Raw genomic sequence first — 18,963 nt, forward strand, 5'->3', positions numbered from 1 at the left:
CAAGGGCATGATGAGGCGCAACGGTACCGCCGTCGGTGGGCGGGTCCCGCCCCACCCCGGCCCTCGGCCGCGCGGTGGGCGAGGGCCGGGCCGCAGGAGCCGGTCGGGCGCGATCACCACGGCCGACGGTGCGGCTCCGCGGGCCCCGGCCCGGCGTGCTGACCGGGCCGGGGCACGAGGTCAGACGGTCTTGGCGTATTCGCGCAGCAGGCCCGGCCAGCCGCCGTCGCTGCCCACCCCGTCGCGGACCTTCTCCCAGCCGGCGCCGTGCGCGTCCAGCCGGTCGTGCACCAGGTCGACCCGGGTGCCGTCCGCGACGGGGGTGAAGGTGACGGTGACCCGGCTGCCGGCCGCGTCGGGGTCGGGCACCTGCCAGTCCGAGCCGATCAACCAGGCGAAGACGAAGGTGCCCGGCGGGTCCCAGGTGAGCACCCGACCCAGGTGCAGGTCTGGCCGGTCACGCTCTCCTCCCGGATGGCCCCGCCGGCCCGTGGCTCGACGGTGACCCGCTTCAGGTCGTCGGGGAGCAGGTGGTGCGAGCGGATCCACCAGCGGTCGAGGCCGGCGGTGAAGACGTCGAAGGCGTGCTCGGGGCTGGCACCGACCACCACGCTGGTGCGTACGGCGGTGCCCGGGTCGGTCTCTGCGCTGGTCATGGCTTCTCCTCGGGCGGGTTCTCGACGGCGTCCTTGAACGCCGCCAGGGACTGCTGCCAGAACGTGTCGAAGTAGTCGCGTACGGCCGCGAGGGCCCGCGGGTCCAGCGCGTAGACGCGACGGGTGCCGACGGCCGTCGAGGAGACCAGGGCGGCGTCCTTGAGCACCTTGAGGTGCTGGGACACCGCCGGCCGGCTGACCGGGAGGTCGGCCGCGATCTCGGCGACGGAGCGTGGCCCGGCGGCGAGAAGCTCGAAGACCGCGCGTCGGGTCGGGTCGCCCAGCGCGTCGAGCATCCGTCCTTGGTAAGTGGCCACGAACGGTAAGTCTAGACTTCCCGAGTCGCCTGTCAACCGTTCTGGAGGTCCCGCCACGCCGTCGCCTCCGGCGACGGGTAGGCCAACTGGAACTCGGCCCAGTTGTTCCAGTACGCGACCGCGTCCACGTACGCCTGCTGGCGGAGCCAGGTGACGTGGTCCTTCAGCGCCTGCGCCCGGCCCGTCCCCGTCTTGTCGGCGGTGGTCCGGACCAGGCCGTACTCCGGCACCAGCAGCCGGACCCCCGGGTAGGCTGCCCGCACCTTGCCGAACGCCGTGCCGAAGATCCGCGACGCCGGCCAGTACGTCGCGGTGTCCCGCGAGTAGCAGTCCACCCCGTAGTGGGTCATCCCCGGATAACCCCAGTCGGTCGGGTTGCCGCCGCCCTCGTCCAGCCAGTAGCGGGTGACGATCGGCCCGTGCCCGAGCACCCACTTCCGGTTCGGATGGGCGGCGACGATCTGCGACAGCCGGGTCCCCGTGGTCCGGTACGTCGCCGGGGTCACGTCGCCCATCGGCTCGTGATACCAGGTCAGGTAGACCGGTCGGGTCAACCCGTTCAGCCAGGTGCTGAGCTGCTCGACGCTGTCCTTCCAGGACACGTGCATCACGGCCGACGGTGCGTCGACGAACTTTCCCGCGTTCAGCGGAGGCAGCTCCGGCAGTCGATCCCCGTCGGTGTCCACACCGTAGTCCCGCATGTAGCGGATGTTGGGGTAGTTGGCCACGATCTGCTGGGTCGGCGCGCCCTTCTCGGTGCTCATCCCGACCAGCAGCGGCACGGTCACGGTCACGCTGGCGGTCGCGGTCCGGCCGGCCGGGTCCCGGACCGTGGCGGTCAGGGTGACCGTGCCCCGGCCGGACAGCACGGTCACCGTGAACCGGGTCGGGTCGGTGGGGTTCGGCGTGACGGTCACCCCGAGCGCGGCGGTGGTGAGCTGCACGGTCAGCGGCACGCTCAGGTCGACCCGCACGGAGCTGTCCCAGACGGCGCCGGTGGGGTTACCGACCCGGCCGGCAAAGGCCAGCGACTGCGAGTCGGGATGGTAGGCGTCCACCGCTACGGAGGTGGACATTCCGGGGAACAGGACGGCGGGGTTGGCAGTCACGGAACGGATGACGGGAGCGGCCATGGATGCCTCCGGGGTGTGCTCCAGGGCCCCGGGACGCGCGTCACTGGGCGCCCAGGACGGCCCTGACCTGCGTATTTACCAGATTGCGTCGGGGTTGCGGCATCGCCATCGGCGGGGGCAGATGGCGAAAGACCCGAGTTCTGTCCGCGTTCACCTCAGCGGCTGGATCGGCCGGTCGGAAACTGGCTGGCCGGCAGCCGCCCGCGGCCCGCATCCTGGCCGGCGTGACGATCGACGTACGGGAACTGACCGCCGCCGACTGGCCGCAGCTGTGGCCGATGCTGCGCGACATGGGCGTCGGCGACGAGCCCGCCGAGGCCCACCGGGAGCGCTTCCTGCGCCTGCTCGCCGACCCGCGCTGGGCGCTGCTCGGCGCGGTGGACGCCGGCGGGCTGACCGGGTACGCCGCCGCCCAGGACCACGGGCCGCACCTGCGCTCCGGCGACGCGCACCGGACCGCCCGCCTGCACGACCTCTACGTACGGCCGGACGTGCGCCGGCACGGCGTGGGGCGGGCGCTGCTCGCGGCGGTGACGCGGTGGGCGGCCGGGCGGGTCCGCTATCTGGAGTGGCAGGCGCACCGGGAGCGGGCGGCGCCCTTCTACGAGCGGCTCGGCCACCGCGGCGAGCCCTGCCCGCAGCCCGAGTACCCGACCTTCATCGTCGACCTCGGCCGGCGCTGAGCCTCACGGGAGCGGGTGGGAGATACCCCGGGCGTGGTCGGTGATGGCCGCGCCGACCACGGTGGCGGTCAGCGGCAGCACCTCCAAGCAGCGGCGCACCGCCGCGCCCATCAGCGGGTTCGGCACTCGCATGGAGAGCGTGCAGTGCGGCACCCAGCGCCCCGGCTGGTAGTGCTCGACCAGGCCGATCCCGGCCCGGGCCAACCGGTGGTGCACCTGGGCGTGGTGGGCCAGCAGTTCGGCGGTCGGGGCCGGCCCGAGCCACAGCACCCGGCCGACGAACTGGCCCGCGTGCTGGAACTCCAGCCGCAGCGGGGCGGCCACCACCATCCCGGCGAGCGCCTCGGCCACCCGCTCCGGGTCGAACCGGGGCGCCACCGCGAGCGAGACGTGGGGCCGGTGCCGCTGCTCCAGCAACGATCGCATGCTCTGCACGCCCTCGGACTCCAGCGCGTCCCAGAGCACCCGGATCCGCCGGGTGGCGTCCGTGTCGAGATACAGCTCCAGCGCCGCGACCACGCGATCACCCTAGAGGTGAGGTTTGTCCGGCCCCGTGGGCGGTACTGCCTCCGGTGGCGGCGCCAGCGGAGGAGGGTGGACGAGTGGACGTGAACGACCTGCTGACCGAGGCGTACGACCGGCTGCCCGAGCTGGTGCGGTCGGCGGTCGACGGGCTGAGCCCGGAGCAGCTGCGCCAGGCCCCGGCGCCCGGGGCGAACACGGTGGGCTGGCTGGTCTGGCACCTCACCCGGATCCAGGACCACGGCGTCGCCGGCCTGCTGGGGGAGGAGCAGGTCTGGCTCACCGGCGACTGGGCGCGGCCCTGCGGGATGACCGCCGACCCGCACGACACCGGCTTCGGCCACGGCCCCGAGCAGGTCGCCGCGGTAAGGCCGGAGAACGGCCAGGTGCTCCTCGACTACCACGCGACGGTGATCGAGCGGACCCGGCGGTACCTGCGCGGGTTGCGCCCCGCCGACCTGGACCGGGTGGTCGACCCGAGCTGGGACCCGCCGGTCACCCTCGGGGTGCGGCTGGTGAGTCTGCTGGCCGACGACCTTCAGCACGCCGGTCAGGCCGCCTACGTGCGCGGGCTCATCCAGCGGGCCTGACCGTGGCTCGGGCCCGACGCGGCACGGCGTGGGCGAACAGGAGCGCCCGGTCGTCCGGCCCACCGTTCACCCGGATCGGGTGAGTTGGACTCACCTTCCCGTCGGCGATCCTGCGGGGACGACCCGGAGACGGGAGGGACCGATGGGCACCTCGGCAGTGGAGCACCTGGAACGGCGGGTGGCCGGCCGGCACCCTGACCTGCCGGAGAACACGGCCGGCAGCCTCCGGCTCGACCTGCACGACGGCGGGCGCACCGAGCACTGGTATCTGACCATCGACCAGCAGAACGTCCGGGTGTCCCGCTCCTCCGACAACGCCGAGCTGGTGGTCGGCGGCGACCGGGAGGTCTTCGACCGGCTCGCCGAGGGCGGCTTGAACCCGGCGGCGGCGGTGCTGCGCAACGACCTCACGGTGCAGGGCAACCTGCGGCTGCTGCTGACCCTGCGCCGGCTCTTCCCGGGCCCGCCCGGGGCCCGGCACCCCCGCGAGGCCGCGTGCGGCGGGGGCGGCCGATGAAGCAGGAGCTGCTCCACGTCCTTGCTGGCAACTCCTTCGCCATGGGCGACGGGCAGGGCGACATGGAGGTCGACCCGTACGCGCCGATCGGCCTGTGGTCCTTCGACACCCGGTTCGTGTCCCGCTGGGTGCTCACCGTCGGCGGGCAGCGGCTGCACGCCCTCTCCCGGGACGAACTGGCCTCCTTCGAGACCCGGTTCGTGCTCGTTCCCGGCACCGCCAGCCACTACGTGGACGCCGACGTGTCGGTGATCCGGCACCGGTCCATCGACGACAGCTTCAACGAGCGGATCACCGTGCTCAACCATTCGGCCGAGCCGGCCGACCTCACCGTCCGGATGGAGATCGGCAGTGACTTCGCCGACACCGCCGAGATCCTCCGCCCCGCGCCGCGCCGGCCGGCCGTCACCGTCGACCCGGTCCGTCGGCAGCTGCGGCTGTGCTACCAGCGGGAACGATTCACCCGGGAGACCCTCGTCACCAGCACCGAACCGGTGGAGATCGACCAGCACGGGATGACGTTCCGGATCCGGGTCGCGCCGAACGGTGAGTGGCAGAACGACCTGCACGTCGCCATGATCATCCACGGTGCCAGCGGCCGGGACCTGCGGTCCAGCCTGGAATCCCACCGGCACCACGTCCGCACCGACATGCGCGAGGACCTCGCCCGGTGGTTCGACCACGCCCCGCAGCTCGTCGCCCACCGCGATTCCCTGGAGTCGGCGTACACACAGGCGCTGACCGACCTGGCCGCGCTGCGGTACATGCCGCTGTCGTACAGCGAACGGGTGCCGGTGGGCGGCCTCCCCTGGGCGATGTCGCTCTACGGCCGGGACGCCATGATCACCTGCCTGCAGACCCTGCCGTTCACCCCCGAGCTGACCCCGGCGACGCTGCACCTGCTCGCCCTGCTCCAAGGCGGCCAGCTCGACGACTACCACGATGAGGAACCCGGGAAGATCCTCTCCGAGCTGCGCTACGGCGAGGCGGCCGCGTTCGGCGAGCAGCCGACCGCGCTCTACTACGGCGCCGCCGACACCACCCCGCTCTTCGTGGTCCTGCTCGACGAGTACGAGCGCTGGACCGGCGACACCGACCTGGCCCGGGAGCTGCGCCACCCGGCCCGGATGGCGCTGGACTGGATCGACGCCTACGGCGACCTGTGCGGCGACGGCTACCTGCGCTACCAGTCGCGCAACAGCGTCAACGGGGTGGCCAACCAGACCTGGCGGAACTCGCCGGACGCCGTCGTGGACCGGCACGGCCACGAGCCCGCGTTCCCGCGGGCCACCTGCGAACTCCAGGGGTACGCCTACGACGCGAAGCTCCGGGGAGCCCGGCTGGCCCGGGAGATCTGGGGCGACCCGGCGTACGCCGACCGCCTGGAGGCCGAGGCGGCGCGACTGCGCGAGCGGTTCAACCGGGACTTCTGGCTGCCGGACCACGGCTACTACGCGTTCGCGCTGACCCCGGACGGGGAACCCGTCGACGCGCTCACCTCGAACCTCGGCCACCTCCTCTTCACCGGCATCGTCGAGCCGGAGCGGGCGGACGCTCTCGCGGCGCACCTGTGCGGGCCGGAGCTCTTCTCCGGCTGGGGCGTGCGCACGTACGCCGCCGGACAGCGGCCCTACAACCCGGTCGGCGCGCACCTGGGGGCGGTCTGGCCGTGGGACAACGCCATCATCGCGGCGGGCCTGCGCCGCTACGGCCACGACACCGAGGCGGCCCGGATCGCCGCCGGCATCTTCGCCGTGGCGGAGACGCTCGGCGGCTCGGTGCCCGAGGTGGTCGCCGGCTATTCCCGCGAGGTGACCAAGTACCCCGTCCAACTCCCGGCTGCCGGGCGGCCACAGTCGTGGGCCTCCGGGGCGCTGCTCATGCTGCTCGCGACCATGCTCGGGCTGCGCCCGTGCGACGACAACCTGCTGGTGGATCCGCAGATCCCCGAGGGCTACGGCCGGATCGAGCTGCTGGACGTGCCGGGCCGCTGGGGCCGCGCCGACTGCTACGGCCGGGAGCGACCCGCCGACCGACGCCGTTCCCGGCGGACGGCCCGGGGCGCGGAGCCGTACCAGCGCAACGGGATCGCCCGGTAGGCGGCCGACACGCCACGGCCAGCCCGGTGACGGCCGCCGCGAGGTCGTCGCTCACCGTGGCCCGGCCGTGGTGTCCGCAGGCTCGGCGGTGCCGCCAGCGGTGGGGGCCGGGACGATCCGGGTACGCCGGGTCAGTCCCCTGTCGACGCCGACGAACAGCAGCCCGAGCAGCCAGAACGCGAACGCGAAGCCGAGCGAGCTGAGCCCGACCCCGTCGTAGCCGAGCTGCCCGGCGTCGACGAACGGGTACGGGTAGCGATGCACGATCAGGCCGCGCACCAGGGCGAACCCGAGGTACGCCAGGGGGAACGCCAGCCACCAGGCCGCGTACCGGAGGCGCAGCCGGCCGCGCTGGTCGAACAGCACCCAGTCCGCGACCGCGAGCAGCGGCACGACGGTGTGCAGGAACTGGTTGCCCAGCGCCTCGCCGAGCGCCCGGTCGGGCTGGGCCATCGCGAACGGGCTGGCCGGGTTCGCCAGCACCAGGTGGTAGACCACTCCGGTGATGGTGATGTAGAGGGTCACCGCGCCCTTGACCGCGGACCGCGGCTCCGGGCGGTCCTGCCCGCAGCGCCAGGCGGCGTATCCGGCGAGGACGCCGACCGCCACGTTGCTCTGGATGGTGAAGTAGGGCAGCAGCCCGGCCACCGTGGCCGGGCCGAGGGCGGTGAGCACGATGCCGGCCACCACGCTGAGCACGGTGGCCAGGCGAAGGAGGATCGCCAGTCGGCGACGCCGCGGGGTCACCGGGGCAAGCTACCAGCCCGCCCGGCGCAGGTCACCGAGTCGGGACCGGCGTCGGCGCCGGGCCGCACGGCGCATGCCGGGCGTGCTCAGCGCACGGCCGGGCCCCCGGACGGCCCGTGCTGGGGCCGGGGCGTGCTCAGCGCACGGCCGTGCCGGCCGCGGCGGACAGGCGCACCGACGGCGCGGCCGGACGGATCGTCGACGGCACCGTTGCGGCCGGAGTGGCGGCAGTCGCCTGGCCACCCGCCGGCTGACGGTTGCCCCCTCCGGTGGGCGGGCTGCCGGGCCGCCCAGTCGCCCCGTCCTGGCGTTCTCGCTCGTCGAGCAGGCGTTCGCAGTAGCCGGTGACCTTGTCCCGGCCGCCGGCGGTCGACAGCAGGTCGGCGAAGCGCGGCGTCTCCAGCGCGCGCCGCCGGTTCTCGTCCGCCTTCGCCAGGTAGGCCGTGCAGAGCCCGGCGAGGAGGGACGAGCTGCTCGGCTGGCCAGTCGGATCGGCGGTCGGGCGGGGCGAGGCGCCCGGCGCGGTCCGGCCGGGCGAGGCGTCCGGGCCGGTGGCCGGCGAGGTCGGCCGCGCGGTGCCAGAGCTCGGCGTCGTGGTGGTGCCGCCGCCGTTGGTGAGGGGGTCCGGCAGGGTGCCCGTGGCGGCGGCCAGCGCCACGCCGCCGGTGGCGGTGGCGAGCAGCGCGGCGAGTGCGATCTTCGCGCTGAGCAGGCTGGCGACGAACCGTCGTTCGGTCCGGGACGCCGCCGGGAGCAGCCCGGCGCGCGCCGTGCGGAACGCCTGCACGGCCGCCCCCTCGCCGCCGAGCTCGTGCGGCCGGGGGGCGGCGCGGACGGCGGCGAGGAGTCGGATGAGCACCTCGGGGCCGTCCTGCGCATCTGCGACCGGACCGACGAGCAGTCGCTCGGCGGTCTCCTGGTCCATCCGGTGAATGGTCATCTCGTGTCCCTCAGCGCCGCCACCCGCCGTGACGTCACATGGGAAGGCCCAGCCGTGACCCCGACCGGGTGGTGAGACCGCTCACCGCCGCGGATGGTCAGCCCATCGTCTTCGCCCCGTCGATCGACTCGCGGATGATGTCCGCGTGGCCGGCGTGCTGCGCGGTCTCGGCGATGACGTGCAGCAGGACCCGGCGCACCGACCAACTCGCCCCCGGCTCGAACCACGGCGCGGACGGCAGCGGGTGCGACCGGTCCAGGTCGAGCGTGGCAACCAGGGCGTCGGTCTCGGCGGCCACCCGGTCGAACTCGGCGAGCAATCCGGCCAGGGTCTCGCCGTCGGCCATCCGGAACTGCCCGACCCAGTCGATCGGCTCACGCTCCATCGCCTCGGCCCCGCCGACGGCGAAGCGCAGCCACCGCTCCTCGACGCACGCCACGTGCTTGATCAGCCCGCCGAGGCAGAGCTCGCTCACCGTGCTGCGCCGGGCCGCCTGCTCGTCGGTCAGGCCCTGCGCCGTCTGCCGGAGGAACCCGCGGTGCCGGCGCAGGCTGGCGAGCAGATCCGCCCGCTCACCGGTGATGACCTGGTCTGAGACGCTCATGCTGTCCGCCTTTCGCTTGACGACCGCCGACAGCGTACGACCGGCCCCCGGCAGTCTCCGGCCTCCACGCGGGACCCTCCCGGTTGCCGATTCGTCCGGTTGGCAGTGCACTGAATGACATGGGTGTCATTAGAGTGGGCACGTCCTCCTGGGCCGACCAGATGCTGGTGCGCTCCGGCTGGTATCCCCGCGCGGTCAACACCCCCGCCGGCCGGCTCGGCTTCTACGCCGACCGCTTCTGGCTGGTCGAGGTGGACACGTCGTACTACGCGATCCCGGTGCCGGAGACGGCGGCGGCCTGGGTGGCCGCCACCCCGCCCGGGTTCCTCTTCGACGTCAAGGCGTTCCGCCTCTTCACCGGCCACCACACGCCCGTGGCGGCGCTGCCCCGGGAGCTACGCCCGGCGGGCGGTCCGAGCCGGATCCGCTGGCGCGACCTGCCCGCCGGGGCGTACGACGAACTCTGGGACCGGTTCCACGCGGCGCTGGCGCCGCTCGCGGCGGCCGACCGGCTCGGCGCCGTGCTGCTCCAGTTCCCGCCCTGGCTTGCCAGAGGGGACGCCGCCAAGCGGCGGATCCGGGAGGTGGCCCGGCGGTGCCGGCCCTGGCCGGTCTGCGTGGAGCTGCGGCACTCCTCGTGGTTCACCGAGGACGCCGTGGTGGACACGGTGAGCTTCCTGCGCGAGCACGGCCTCGGGTATGTCTGCGTGGACATGCCGCAGGGCCACGCCTCGTCGGTGCCGCCGATCCTGATCGCCACCGCCGACCTCGCGGTCGTCCGGTTCCATGGCCACAGCACCGCCTGGGAGAGCGGCGACAAGCAGGACAAGTTCCGCTACGCCTACGGTGAGCAGGAGCTGCGGCACTGGTCCGAGCTGCTGCGCGAGCTGGCCGACCAGTGCGCCGAACTGCACGTGCTGATGAACAACTGCTGCGGCGACCAGGCCCAACGGGACGCCGCCCGGCTCGCCGACCTGCTCGGCGTCCAGACCCGGGCGCGGGCTGGCACGCGCTCCTGACCCGACGGTGACCGCGGCGGGCCGTCAGCCGACGCCCAGCCGCCGCACTCCGGCGGGCCGTCAGCCGACGCCCGGCCGCCGCACTCCGGTCCGGCGGCGGGGAGATCGGTCCCGAGGCGTCAGCCGCGCCGTTGGACCCCCTCCGGATGCATTCCGGTGGCCTCCTCCAGCGCGTTGTCCGGCAGGTCCCCGCCGGCCGTGTCGTCGGGAAAGGTCCGGGCGGAGGGCGCCGGATCCGGTGGCGCGCCCGGTCCGGCCTCGGCGGCCCGGGTCGGCTCCACCGAGCCGAAGCCGTGGCGTCCGGCGGCCGGGCCGCCCTTCGCCGCCCCGCGTGCCCGGCGCTCACCGCGCCGGCCCTCCGGGACCGCGGGCTCCTCGCTGCCCTCGTCCATCGGCGAGTCCTGGCCCGCGCCCCACGGCGGGTCGGCGTCGAAACCGTCCGTGGTGCCCCACGGCTTGCGCGACTCCGGCCCCCGCCCCTCGCCCTTCCCCGGTCGTTTCTTGCTGCTCATCGCCACCTCACCCTGGCTGGGTTCCCGTGCCCGCGCTGAATGCCCGCCACCGGCCCGGTCATGCCGGGCCGGTGGTTGGGTGCCGAGCGGTCGGTGGCGCACCCCGTTGTGCGCCACGACCGCTGCGGGTCAACGGCCGGCCGTGACCAGGTGCCGCGTGGCGGCACCCATGGCGGCGACCTTGGCGATCTTCGGCCCGCCCATCACGGCGAACTTGCCGATCTTCGGCGCGCCCATCCCCACGGCCTTGCCGATCTTCGGCCCGCCCTTGCCGGCGGCCTTGCCGGCCAACTTCGACACGACCAGCAGGCTGCCGACCCGGCCGAGCATGCCGCGGAGCACCTGGCCCGGCTTCTGCTGCTCGCTCATGTACGCGGTCACCACCACCAGCGCGCCGGTCAGTGCCGGGACCGCCCACTGGAGCAGCTTCATCTGCCGCTGACAGGCGGCGACACTCGCCGGGGTCTGGTAGCTCGGCTCGGTGGTCCCCTCGACCGGCGGCCCACCCGCCCGTTCCAGCTTCCGGCCGAGCATCCGGCTGTATCCGGTGACCGCCAGCGCGCCCACCGTCAGTGCCGTCTTCACCGCGCTGGCCTTGCCCACCCCGGCCTGCCTGGCCATCCGTGGGCTCTCGACGACCAGTTCGCCGACGGAGCCGGCCAGGTGGGCACCGATCGCCGCCGCGTTCACCGGGGTCCAGCGCGCCCAGCCCGCCGAGGCCACCGGCAGCCGCTGCGTCGAGTCGTCGACCCGAGCCGCCGCCCCGTTGACGCCGAGCGCGCCCATCAGTGAGCCGCCGAACCATGCCGCCAGACCCAGATCGTGCATCGACCGCAACGCGGTGTGCCGTTCGGACATCTGATCCCCCTCCGCCGTGTTCGGGCGGTGCGGGTTACCCACGTTCCGGCCGGCTACGCCCCCGATGCGCCGGCCGGTGGTCGGGCGCGGACCGCTGCCCGGATCGGCTGCGGATCAGCGGTGCGGCAGGGCGGCCGCGAACGCGGCGACCCGGGCGGCCAGCGGAGCCGCGGCGCGTACCCAGGTGAAGTGGTCCAGCGGGGCGCCCGCCTCGGCCACCGGGTAGCGGTGCCGGGTCACCGTCGCGGCGGTGAGCTTGGCGCAGAGGTGGTCCAGCGTCTCGTGCGGGGTGTACTGGTCGTCGTCCACGCTCACCGCGAGGACCGGCGTACGCACCCGCCGCACCGCCGCCTCGGCGTCGACCCCGTCGAGCACGGGGAACCGGCCGGTCCGGGCGGTGTAGGCCCAGTCCCGGATCACCCCGCGGGCCTGCCGGCCGCCGAACCCCCAGCCCGGCCAGACACCGAGCAGCCGGGCCACCGCGGCGATCCCCTGGGTGTACGGCAGCACGCCCCAGCCGCGCAGCCCCGGATACCCGCGCCACCAGGGCATGCCGACCGCCACCAGGGCCAGCCCGTCCACCGCGTCCGCGTCATGCAGGGCCTGGTGCAGCAGCGCGACCTGCCCGCCGAGGGAGTGCCCGAGCAGCAGCCGGGTACGGCCGTCCAGCCGGGGCTTGAGCGCGTCGAGCACCGCGCCGACGTCGGCGGCCAGCTCGGCGTAGCCGTACCGGCAGGTGCGCGCGGGGGCCGGGGTGCTCTCGCCGGTGCCCCGGAGGTCGGCCACCACGACGGCGAGCCCGGCCGCGCGCAGCGCGGCCGCCAGGGGCCGGTAGTAGCGGGCCCGGACGCCCATCGCCGGCCAGACCACCACCACCGGCGCGCCCGGCGGCCCGTCCGGCTCCGGATAGACCTGGACGCCGATGCGCGCCCCGTCGACGTCGACGAACTCCTGCGTGTACTCCCCGCTCACCGGCTCAGCGTACGGCGGCAAGCTACCGGTGGGTAGCCAAGGGGGTGCCTTGCCGGGCCGCCGACACCGCCGGCCCGGCCGGGGCGGGCAGCTGCGCCCGGTCCCGCGCGGTCGGGACGAGCCGGTTTGCCGGGACGGCTCGTTCGATTCGGTCGACGGCGGCCAGCACCGTGGGCACGTCCAGCTCGGCCAGCGCCGGGTGCAGCGCCGCACCGTCGCCGGGCGGGCGCGGTCCCACCCAGAGCGCCTGGTGCCACGGCCGGTCCGGCGGCGGTCCCCAGAGCGCGGGCGACACCGGGCCGAAGAGCAGCACCGACGGGGTGCCGTAGGCGGTGGCCAGGTGGCCGATGCCGGTGTCCCCGGCGAGCACCAGCCGGGCGTGGGCCACCAGGGCGGCCAGTTCGCCGACGCCGGTCCGCCCGGCCAGGACCGCCTCCGCCGGCAGCCCGGCCCCGCGCGCCACCGCCTCGGCGATGCCCCGCTCGCCCGGGCCGCCGGTGACCATCACCCGGTGGCCGCGCGCGGTCAGCTCGCGGGCCACCGCCGCGAAGCGGGCCAGTGGCCAGCGCCGCTCGGCGGCCTTGGCCCCGGGGTGGACGAGGCTCACCCCGCTGGGCAGCGCACCGGGGTCGGGGCGGCGCAGCGCCAGGTCCGTCCGGTCGGCTGGGATGCCGTACCAGGCCAGCAGGCGGCACCACCGGTCCACCTCGTGCTCGTCGGCCCGCCACGGTGGACCGTCGTGGTGTCCAGCCCCGTCGTTGGCGAAGGCGAGCAGCCGGCGTGGCCGGGCCTCGGCCAGCATCCGGTGCGACTGCGGGCCCCGGCCGTGCAGGTTGACCGCCAGCGCCGGCTTCGGGCCGGGCCACCCCAGGTGGCCCAGCCCGTCCGCCTCGACCAGGCGGTCCACCCCGCCGATCAGGTCGACCAGCGGCGCCAGCCAGCGCGGCGCGACCAGCGCCAGCTCCTCACCGGGGTACGCGGCGCGCAGCGCGCGCAGCGCCGGCACCCCGGTGGCGAGGTCGCCGACGCCGAGCGCGCGGAGCACGAGGATCACGGGTACGAGGACTCCTGCTCGGCGCAGACCACCAGCTCGCGCACGGCGCAGCCGGGCGGCTGGGCCAGGGCGAACATGACCGCCTCCGCGGTGTCGGCCGGGTCGTTGAGGATCGCGTCCGGGCCGGGCTTGTACTGCTCGTCCCGGTCGTCGAAGAACGCCGTCCGCATGCCACCCGGGATCAGCAGCGTCACGCCCACCGTCCCGGCCAGTTCGGCGGCGAGCGCCCGGGTGAAGCCGACCACCCCGAACTTCGCCGCGCAGTACGCGGTGGCGTCGCTGACCGCCTTGACGCCGAGCGTGGACGCCACGGTGACCACGGTGCCGTGCGCGCGTTCCAGGTACGGCACGGCCGCCCGGACCACCGCCGCCGTGCCGAGCAGGTTGATCGCCACGATCCGGTCCCAGGTGTCGCCCGGCACGTCCGCCAGCCGCCCCGGCACGTCCATGCCGGCGGCGGTCACCACGCCGTCGAGGCCGCCGGCCTGCTCGGCGAGCTGGCGGGTGGCCGCCTCGGCGGCCCGGGCGTCGGCGAGGTCGCACCCGACCCAGGGCACCCCGTCGGCCGGCGCCTGCCGGTCCAGCACGTACGGCCGCCCGCCGGCCTTGCCAACCGCGGTCACCACCGCCGCGCCGAGGCCGCTCGACCCGCCGGTGACCAGGATGGACCTTCCGTTCATGTCCCTGCTCATGCCGGCACTCCACTTCGCGTCGTTCCGTCATGAGGCACCACCGCACTGAATCGATGATTCGCTCGCTGACGCTCGCTCATACCGCCGCTCCCTTGACGAGGTGGAGGCCGCGCTGGCGCGCGGCGGAGATGGTGCCGGTGGTGGACCGGCCGGCCAGGTAGGGGACGGTGACGACCCGGCCGCCCCAGCGGCGGACCAGATCCGCCTCGGGCAGCTCCGGCCCGCCGTCCCCGGCGTAGTCGCCGCCCTTGACCCAGACGTCGGGCCGCAGCCGGGCCAGCACCCGGTGCGGGGTGGGCTCGTCGAAGACCACCACCGCGTCCACGCAGTCCAGGGCGGCGAGCAGCCGGGCGCGATCCGCCTCCGGGTTGACCGGGCGCTCCGGTCCCTTCAGGCCGCGTACGCTGCGGTCGGAGTTCAGGCAGACCACCAGGCAGTCGCCGAGGCGGCGGGCCGCCTGGAGGGTGGCGAGGTGCCCGGCGTGCAGGATGTCGAAGCAGCCGCCGGTGGCCACCACGCTGCCGCCGTCGGCGCGTACCTTCGCCACCAGCTCCTCGGCGGTGCGCGCAGCGGCCGGCGCCGGAGGTCGCTCCGGCTCGCGGTGCAGGCCGGCGGCCCCGCCCGCCGCCACGTACGCGGACGCGGCGGCCACCGCCGCGCCGACCGCCTCGGAGACCAGCGCGCCGTCGCCGAGCGCCAGGGCGGCGGTGGCGGCGAACCGGTCGCCGGCCCCGCAGGTGTCCTCGACCCGGTCCGGGACGGACGGTGGCGGCACGACCAGCGGGGTGGTGCCGGCGTGGCAGAGCACGGCACCGTCCGGGCCCACGGTCACCGCGACCGCACCGACCCGCCAGCGGTGCCGCAGCTCGTGCCCGGCCCGGGTCGCCGTGGACAGCGCCGAGCCGGCCCCCACGTCGCCGGTGAGCTGCCGCAACTCGGCGAGATTCGGCGTGGTCAGCCGGGCCCCGGCCACCGCGGCCGGGCCGCGCGGGTGCGGGTCCCACACCACCGGGGCGGACGCCTCGGCGAGCGCCGCCCGCAGTGCCGGCTGCCGGACCAGGCCGCGACCGTAGTCGCTGACCAGAATGGCCCGGGCCTGGGAGAGCACCTCCAGCACCGCCTCCGGCGGCTCGCCGGGTGGCTGCGGGTCGCCGCCCCGGTCCAGCCGGAGCAGCGTCTGGCCGCCCGCCCGCAGCCGGATCTTCTCGGCGGTCGCGCCGGGCAGGTGCATCGGGTAGACCGCCACTCCCGCCTCGGCCAGCAACTCGGCCACGCGGGCCCCACCGGCGTCGTCGGCGAGCGCGGTGACCAGCGCGACCTCGGTGTTCTGGGCGGCGGCGAGCAGCGCGGCCAGGCCGGCCCCGCCGGGCCGGTCGACGGCCGTGCGCTCGTCCAGCACCGGTACGGGGGCGTCCGGGCAGACCCGGCTGACCGCACCGGTCACGTCCCGGTCGAGCAGGGCGTCGCCGACCACGACGAGCGGGCCGCTCACCGCTCCACCCACCCGGTGCCGGTGGACCCGTTGCGGTGGTGGCCGTTCCGCCCGTGGCCGTCGACGCCGTGTCCGGTGACGCTGTGTCCGTTCGCGGTGTGCCCGTTGGCGGTGTGCCCGTCGCGGAGGACCGGGATGAGCGGTGGTGCCCACCCGGCGATGCCGGTGCCGCGGGGTGCGGCCACGGTCGTCGTGGGCAGCTGCCGGATCAGGGGGAGGGCCTGGTCGACGTACTCGCAGAGCAGGTGCGTGGCGACCAGGTGGAGTTCCTGCACCACCTGGCTGTCCGGCGACGGGACGGCGAGCACGTCGTGGCACCGCTCGGCGAGCGGGTTGGGCACCGGGCCGGTGAAGGCCCAGCAGCGAAGGCCGGTGTCCCGTCCGGCCTCGGCGGCGGCGAGCAGGTTGGCGCTGGCGCCGCTGGTGGACAGGAGCAGGAGGATGTCCTCCGCTCGACCGTGGGCGCGGACCTGGCGGGCGAAGACCTCGTCGTAGCCGTAGTCGTTGCCGATCGTGGTCAGCGCGGAGGTCTCGGCATGCAGGGCGATCGCGGACAGGGGTTCCCTGTCGTCACGGAGCTTGCCGACGAGTTCGGCGGTGAGGTGCTGGGCCTCCGCCGCGCTGCCCCCGTTGCCCGCGACGAGGATCCGTCCGCCCCTGGCGAGCGTCCAGGCCAGTTCCGTGCCCCAGTCGGCGAGCCGCTCGGCCTCCCGCCGGAACGGCAGCAGCGCCGCGGCCAGCCCGGACAGGTGCGCGTCGATTGGGTCGGGCCGGGTCATCAGGCCACCGCCCGGGCGGGACGGGCGACCGTGGCCACCGCGGCGTAGACCGCGCTGAGCTGCTCGGCGCAGCGCTTCCACGAGTACCGGCTGCGGATCCGGTCCAGCGCCGCCGTGGCGTACGCGAAGCGGCGCATCTTGTCGGTGAGGATCCGGCGGATCGCGGTGGCCAGCGCGCGGGGGTCGCGCGGCGGCACCAGGTCGCCGGTGAGCCCGTCGACGACGGTGTCGGCGATGCCGCCCACGTTGCTGCCGATCACCGGTACGCCGCAGGCCATCCCCTCCAGCGGGGTGAGCCCGAACGGCTCGTACCAGGGGGTGGCGACCAGCACGTTGGCCGACCGGTACCAGCCGGCCATCTTCTCCCGGGGCACCCCGCCGACCAGCTTGACCCGGTCGGCAACTCCGCAGGACTCGGCGAGCGCCCGCAGCCGCCGGGCGAAGGCGTCGGCGGGGAGCAGTTCGGCCGGCGGGCCGCCGACCACCACGCATTCGGCGTCCGGCACCGCGGGCAGCGCCCGGACCACGTCTAGGAAGCCCTTGCGCTCCACCAGCCGGCCGACCGTGAGGATGCGCGGCCGGGCCGGGTCGCGCGGCGCGGCCGGACCGTCGGGGTGGAACACGTGCTGGTTGACGCCGGAGGGGACCAGCGCCATCCGGGACCGGGGTACGCCCATCCGGACCAGCTCGGCCACCTCGTCGCTGCACTGCACGACGACCCGGTCGACGGCCCGCCCGAGCGTCCGCTCGTAACCGATCCGCCCTGGTGGGCTGGTGTCCCGCGCCCCCTGGTGGCGGCGTTTCACCGTGCCGAGCGCGTGATACGTGAGCACGGTCGGCACCCCGGTCCGCCGGCCGGCGTGCACGGTGGCCAGCCCGCTCATCCAGAAGTGCGCGTGGGCCACGTCCGGGGTCCAGCCGTCGCGCCGCCAGGTGTCGGCCAGCCAGCTGCCGAACTCGCCCATGTACGGCAGCAGTTCGTCCTTCGGCACCCGCCGGGCCGGGCCGGCCGGCACGTGGCAGACGTGGTAGCCGTCCGGGGTGGACACCGCGTCGGGCAGGGTGGGGGAGTCACGGCGGGTGTAGACGCGAACGTCGTGTCCCTCACCGACCAGCGCGGCCGCGAGTTCCGCCACATGGGTGTTTTGACCGCCGGCGTCCTCCTCGCCGAGGACGGCGAGCGGGCTGGCGTGCTCCGAAATCATCGCGATGCGCATGTCTCCTCCTTCATCAGCCGGTCCCAGTCGGCGAGGAACCGGTCGAGCCCGAAGCGTTCCTTCGTCACCTCGCGCGCCCGCGCCCCCAGCCGGTAGGCCGCGTCGCGGTCCTCGGCGAGCCAGCGGGCCGCCGCGACGAGCGTGTCCACCCGGGTGGAGAGCACCCCCGCGTCGGGCGGCACGGCGTCCACCGCCTCGGTGGTGGCCAGCGCGATCACCGGTACGCCCATGGTCATCGCCTCGATCAGGCTCAGCCCGAGGGATGTCCACCGGCACAGGTGCAGGTACGCCCGCCGCCGTGCCACCGCCACGTGCATCTGCTCCTGCGGCAGGTCGTCGTGGCTGGTCAGCCGGTCCGGCGGCAGCCCGAGCCGGTCGGCCAGCCCCGCGACGCCCATGCCGTAGACGTCCAGCGGGGCGACCGTGGCGAAGCGCGGCATCAGGTCGGTGCCGGTGACCCGCCAGCGGCGTACCGGCTCGTTGGTGACCACCGCGAGGCGGTCGAGGTCGCCGGTCCACTCCACGGCAGGCGGGACGATGCCGTGCTCGATGACGGCCGTCCGGGTGCCTCCGTTGTCCCAGAACAGCTCGTTGAAGTGGGTGACGTGGGCGATGAGGAGGTCGTCCCGGTCGGCCATCGGGTGGCGGGTCTGTGGCACGTCGCCCTTGGGGGTGTTGTGCTCGACGTAGATCGCGGGCAGGTCCCGACCGGGACGGCGGCCCAGCCACCGCTCGGCCAGCTCCAGCTCCTCCGGCCGCTGCAGGACGACCAGGTCGACGTCGGCCCGCCCCAGCTCCTGCGGGGTCACCTCGACGGCGTTCGCCGGCCAGGCGTACGTCCGCGCCCGGCCCCGCCCGTACGGGCCGCGGTCGGGCGTGACCGGCACCAGGTAGCGGTGTCGTCCGTGCACGAACGAGGTCGTCCAGGAGCCGTGCACGTGCCACAGCAGAACGTTCATGCCTCTCCTCACGTCGGGCTGGTCGGGGCGCGGGGGACAGGTGGTCAGTCGGGCGGGGCCAGCAGCCGTACGGCGGCGACCACCTCGGCCGGGTCGACGCCGGTCAGACAGGGGTGCCCGGCGACCGGGCAGAGGGCCGCGCGGGTGTCCCGGCAGGTCGCTCCGGCGTCACCGAGCCGCACGGTCGGCACCCGGTACGGCCCCCACTGCCCGAACGGGACGGTCGGCGCGAACAGGCTGACCACCGGGGTGCCGACGGCGGCGGCGAGGTGGGCCGGGCCGGTGTTGCCGACCACCAGGCAGCGGGCGCCCGCGATGACCCGGACGAGTCCGGCCAGGTCCGTGGTCCCGCCGAGGTCGATGCCGCCGGCGGCGGCGACCCGCGCCGTCAGGTCCCGCTCGTCCGGCCCACCGGTGATCACGACCCGCCGCCCGTCGGCGACGAGGGCGGCCACGATCTGCGCGCAGCGGTCCGCCGGACAGGCCCGCGCCGGCACCGACGAGCCGGGATGCACCACGACGTAGTCGTCGGGCAGCCCGGCGACCGGGTCGTCCGCCGTCGCGGCCCCGGTGCCGGTCGGGAGCGGCGAGTCCCGCAGCT

The 18,963-nt window shown here is 75.0% G+C and carries 22 protein-coding genes and 1 pseudogene; 5 read left to right on the forward strand and 18 right to left on the reverse strand.

Annotated elements, in window-relative coordinates; translation table 11 throughout:
* Window positions 1-180 precede the first annotated feature (180 nt).
* The 4 genes from ACY34I_RS26290 to ACY34I_RS26305 are packed head-to-tail and all read right to left on the reverse strand — an operon-like array spanning window position 181 to window position 2,082.
* The gene (locus ACY34I_RS26290; RefSeq protein WP_462757692.1) at window positions 181-432 is read right to left on the reverse strand and encodes an SRPBCC domain-containing protein; all 252 of its coding nucleotides are present in this window, start codon (window positions 430-432) and stop codon (window positions 181-183) included.
* The gene (locus tag ACY34I_RS26295) at window positions 387-656 is read right to left on the reverse strand and encodes an SRPBCC family protein (protein WP_462757693.1); all 270 of its coding nucleotides are present in this window, start codon (window positions 654-656) and stop codon (window positions 387-389) included. Before ACY34I_RS26295 ends, ACY34I_RS26290 begins: the two co-directional genes overlap by 46 nt.
* Window positions 653-973, reverse strand: coding sequence for an ArsR/SmtB family transcription factor (locus ACY34I_RS26300; protein ID WP_187413344.1), 321 nt, complete (start codon window positions 971-973; stop codon window positions 653-655). Before ACY34I_RS26300 ends, ACY34I_RS26295 begins: the two co-directional genes overlap by 4 nt.
* A 32-nt stretch (window positions 974-1,005) precedes the next feature.
* Window positions 1,006-2,082, reverse strand: coding sequence for a glycoside hydrolase family 26 protein (locus ACY34I_RS26305; RefSeq protein WP_462757694.1), 1,077 nt, complete (start codon window positions 2,080-2,082; stop codon window positions 1,006-1,008).
* A gap of 248 nt (window positions 2,083-2,330) precedes the next feature.
* Between ACY34I_RS26305 and ACY34I_RS26310 the strand changes: the two genes are divergently transcribed.
* Window positions 2,331-2,789 carry an N-acetyltransferase family protein gene (locus ACY34I_RS26310; RefSeq protein WP_462757695.1) on the forward strand — a complete coding sequence of 153 codons (459 nt, stop codon included), beginning with the start codon at window positions 2,331-2,333 and terminating at the stop codon, window positions 2,787-2,789.
* A gap of 3 nt (window positions 2,790-2,792) precedes the next feature.
* Here ACY34I_RS26310 and ACY34I_RS26315 read toward each other — a convergent pair whose 3' ends face one another.
* Complete coding sequence (locus tag ACY34I_RS26315; RefSeq protein ID WP_462757696.1) at window positions 2,793-3,308, reverse strand: 2'-5' RNA ligase family protein; 516 nt, start codon at window positions 3,306-3,308, stop codon at window positions 2,793-2,795.
* A gap of 83 nt (window positions 3,309-3,391) precedes the next feature.
* Between ACY34I_RS26315 and ACY34I_RS26320 the strand changes: the two genes are divergently transcribed.
* From ACY34I_RS26320 to ACY34I_RS26330, 3 genes are all read left to right on the forward strand, one after another.
* The gene (locus tag ACY34I_RS26320) at window positions 3,392-3,901 is read left to right on the forward strand and encodes a mycothiol transferase (RefSeq protein ID WP_462757697.1); all 510 of its coding nucleotides are present in this window, start codon (window positions 3,392-3,394) and stop codon (window positions 3,899-3,901) included.
* 142 nt (window positions 3,902-4,043) lie between these two features.
* Complete coding sequence (locus ACY34I_RS26325; RefSeq protein WP_462757698.1) at window positions 4,044-4,418, forward strand: SCP2 sterol-binding domain-containing protein; 375 nt, start codon at window positions 4,044-4,046, stop codon at window positions 4,416-4,418.
* Complete coding sequence (locus tag ACY34I_RS26330) at window positions 4,415-6,517, forward strand: amylo-alpha-1,6-glucosidase (RefSeq protein ID WP_462757699.1); 2,103 nt, start codon at window positions 4,415-4,417, stop codon at window positions 6,515-6,517. Before ACY34I_RS26325 ends, ACY34I_RS26330 begins: the two co-directional genes overlap by 4 nt.
* Window positions 6,518-6,568: 51 nt before the next feature.
* On the opposite strand, the gene ACY34I_RS26335 is transcribed toward ACY34I_RS26330, so the two are convergent.
* The 3 genes from ACY34I_RS26335 to ACY34I_RS26345 all read right to left on the reverse strand — a co-directional run bounded on the left by ACY34I_RS26335 (window position 6,569) and on the right by ACY34I_RS26345 (window position 8,808).
* Window positions 6,569-7,264: a Pr6Pr family membrane protein gene (locus tag ACY34I_RS26335; protein WP_462757700.1), complete on the reverse strand. Its 696-nt coding sequence runs from the start codon at window positions 7,262-7,264 to the stop codon at window positions 6,569-6,571.
* A 136-nt stretch (window positions 7,265-7,400) separates the two neighbouring features.
* Window positions 7,401-8,204 (reverse strand): hypothetical protein, encoded by an 804-nt coding sequence (locus ACY34I_RS26340; protein WP_462757701.1) that lies wholly within the window; start codon window positions 8,202-8,204, stop codon window positions 7,401-7,403.
* A gap of 97 nt (window positions 8,205-8,301) precedes the next feature.
* On the reverse strand, window positions 8,302-8,808 hold the full coding sequence (locus ACY34I_RS26345) for a DinB family protein (protein ID WP_462757702.1): 507 nt from the start codon (window positions 8,806-8,808) through the stop codon (window positions 8,302-8,304).
* Between the two features lie 119 nt (window positions 8,809-8,927).
* Here ACY34I_RS26345 and ACY34I_RS26350 point away from each other — a divergent pair, with 119 nt between their 5' ends.
* Window positions 8,928-9,827: a DUF72 domain-containing protein gene (locus ACY34I_RS26350; protein ID WP_462757703.1), complete on the forward strand. Its 900-nt coding sequence runs from the start codon at window positions 8,928-8,930 to the stop codon at window positions 9,825-9,827.
* A 119-nt stretch (window positions 9,828-9,946) separates the two neighbouring features.
* On the opposite strand, the gene ACY34I_RS26355 is transcribed toward ACY34I_RS26350, so the two are convergent.
* The 10 genes and pseudogenes from ACY34I_RS26355 to ACY34I_RS26400 all read right to left on the reverse strand — a co-directional run.
* On the reverse strand, window positions 9,947-10,339 hold the full coding sequence (locus tag ACY34I_RS26355; protein ID WP_462757704.1) for a hypothetical protein: 393 nt from the start codon (window positions 10,337-10,339) through the stop codon (window positions 9,947-9,949).
* Window positions 10,340-10,468: 129 nt separating this feature from the next.
* A complete protein-coding gene (locus ACY34I_RS26360; RefSeq protein WP_462757705.1) occupies window positions 10,469-11,197 on the reverse strand; it encodes a hypothetical protein in 729 nt (242 codons plus the stop codon).
* 114 nt (window positions 11,198-11,311) lie between these two features.
* On the reverse strand, window positions 11,312-12,169 hold the full coding sequence (locus ACY34I_RS26365) for an alpha/beta hydrolase family protein (protein ID WP_462757706.1): 858 nt from the start codon (window positions 12,167-12,169) through the stop codon (window positions 11,312-11,314).
* Between the two features lie 133 nt (window positions 12,170-12,302).
* Window positions 12,303-13,223 (reverse strand): annotated as a pseudogene (locus tag ACY34I_RS26370) (glycosyltransferase family 9 protein); the annotation flags it as partial.
* Window positions 13,220-13,915 carry an SDR family oxidoreductase gene (locus ACY34I_RS26375; protein WP_462757707.1) on the reverse strand — a complete coding sequence of 232 codons (696 nt, stop codon included), beginning with the start codon at window positions 13,913-13,915 and terminating at the stop codon, window positions 13,220-13,222. The pseudogene ACY34I_RS26370 and the gene ACY34I_RS26375, both read right to left, overlap by 4 nt.
* A gap of 76 nt (window positions 13,916-13,991) precedes the next feature.
* A complete protein-coding gene (locus ACY34I_RS26380; RefSeq protein ID WP_462757708.1) occupies window positions 13,992-15,407 on the reverse strand; it encodes a PfkB family carbohydrate kinase in 1,416 nt (471 codons plus the stop codon).
* A complete protein-coding gene (locus tag ACY34I_RS26385) occupies window positions 15,404-16,186 on the reverse strand; it encodes a D-sedoheptulose-7-phosphate isomerase (RefSeq protein WP_462757709.1) in 783 nt (260 codons plus the stop codon). Before ACY34I_RS26385 ends, ACY34I_RS26380 begins: the two co-directional genes overlap by 4 nt.
* Window positions 16,186-17,403: a glycosyltransferase gene (locus ACY34I_RS26390; protein ID WP_462757710.1), complete on the reverse strand. Its 1,218-nt coding sequence runs from the start codon at window positions 17,401-17,403 to the stop codon at window positions 16,186-16,188. The genes ACY34I_RS26385 and ACY34I_RS26390 overlap by 1 nt, the downstream gene beginning before the upstream one ends.
* Window positions 17,388-18,362: a glycosyltransferase gene (locus ACY34I_RS26395; RefSeq protein WP_462757711.1), complete on the reverse strand. Its 975-nt coding sequence runs from the start codon at window positions 18,360-18,362 to the stop codon at window positions 17,388-17,390. Before ACY34I_RS26395 ends, ACY34I_RS26390 begins: the two co-directional genes overlap by 16 nt.
* A gap of 44 nt (window positions 18,363-18,406) precedes the next feature.
* Window positions 18,407-18,963: glycosyltransferase family 9 protein (locus ACY34I_RS26400; protein WP_462757712.1), on the reverse strand; the 557-nt coding region annotated here is incomplete at its 5' end.

The sequence above is a fragment of the Micromonospora sp. RTBAU3-60 genome, assembly GCF_054963695.1.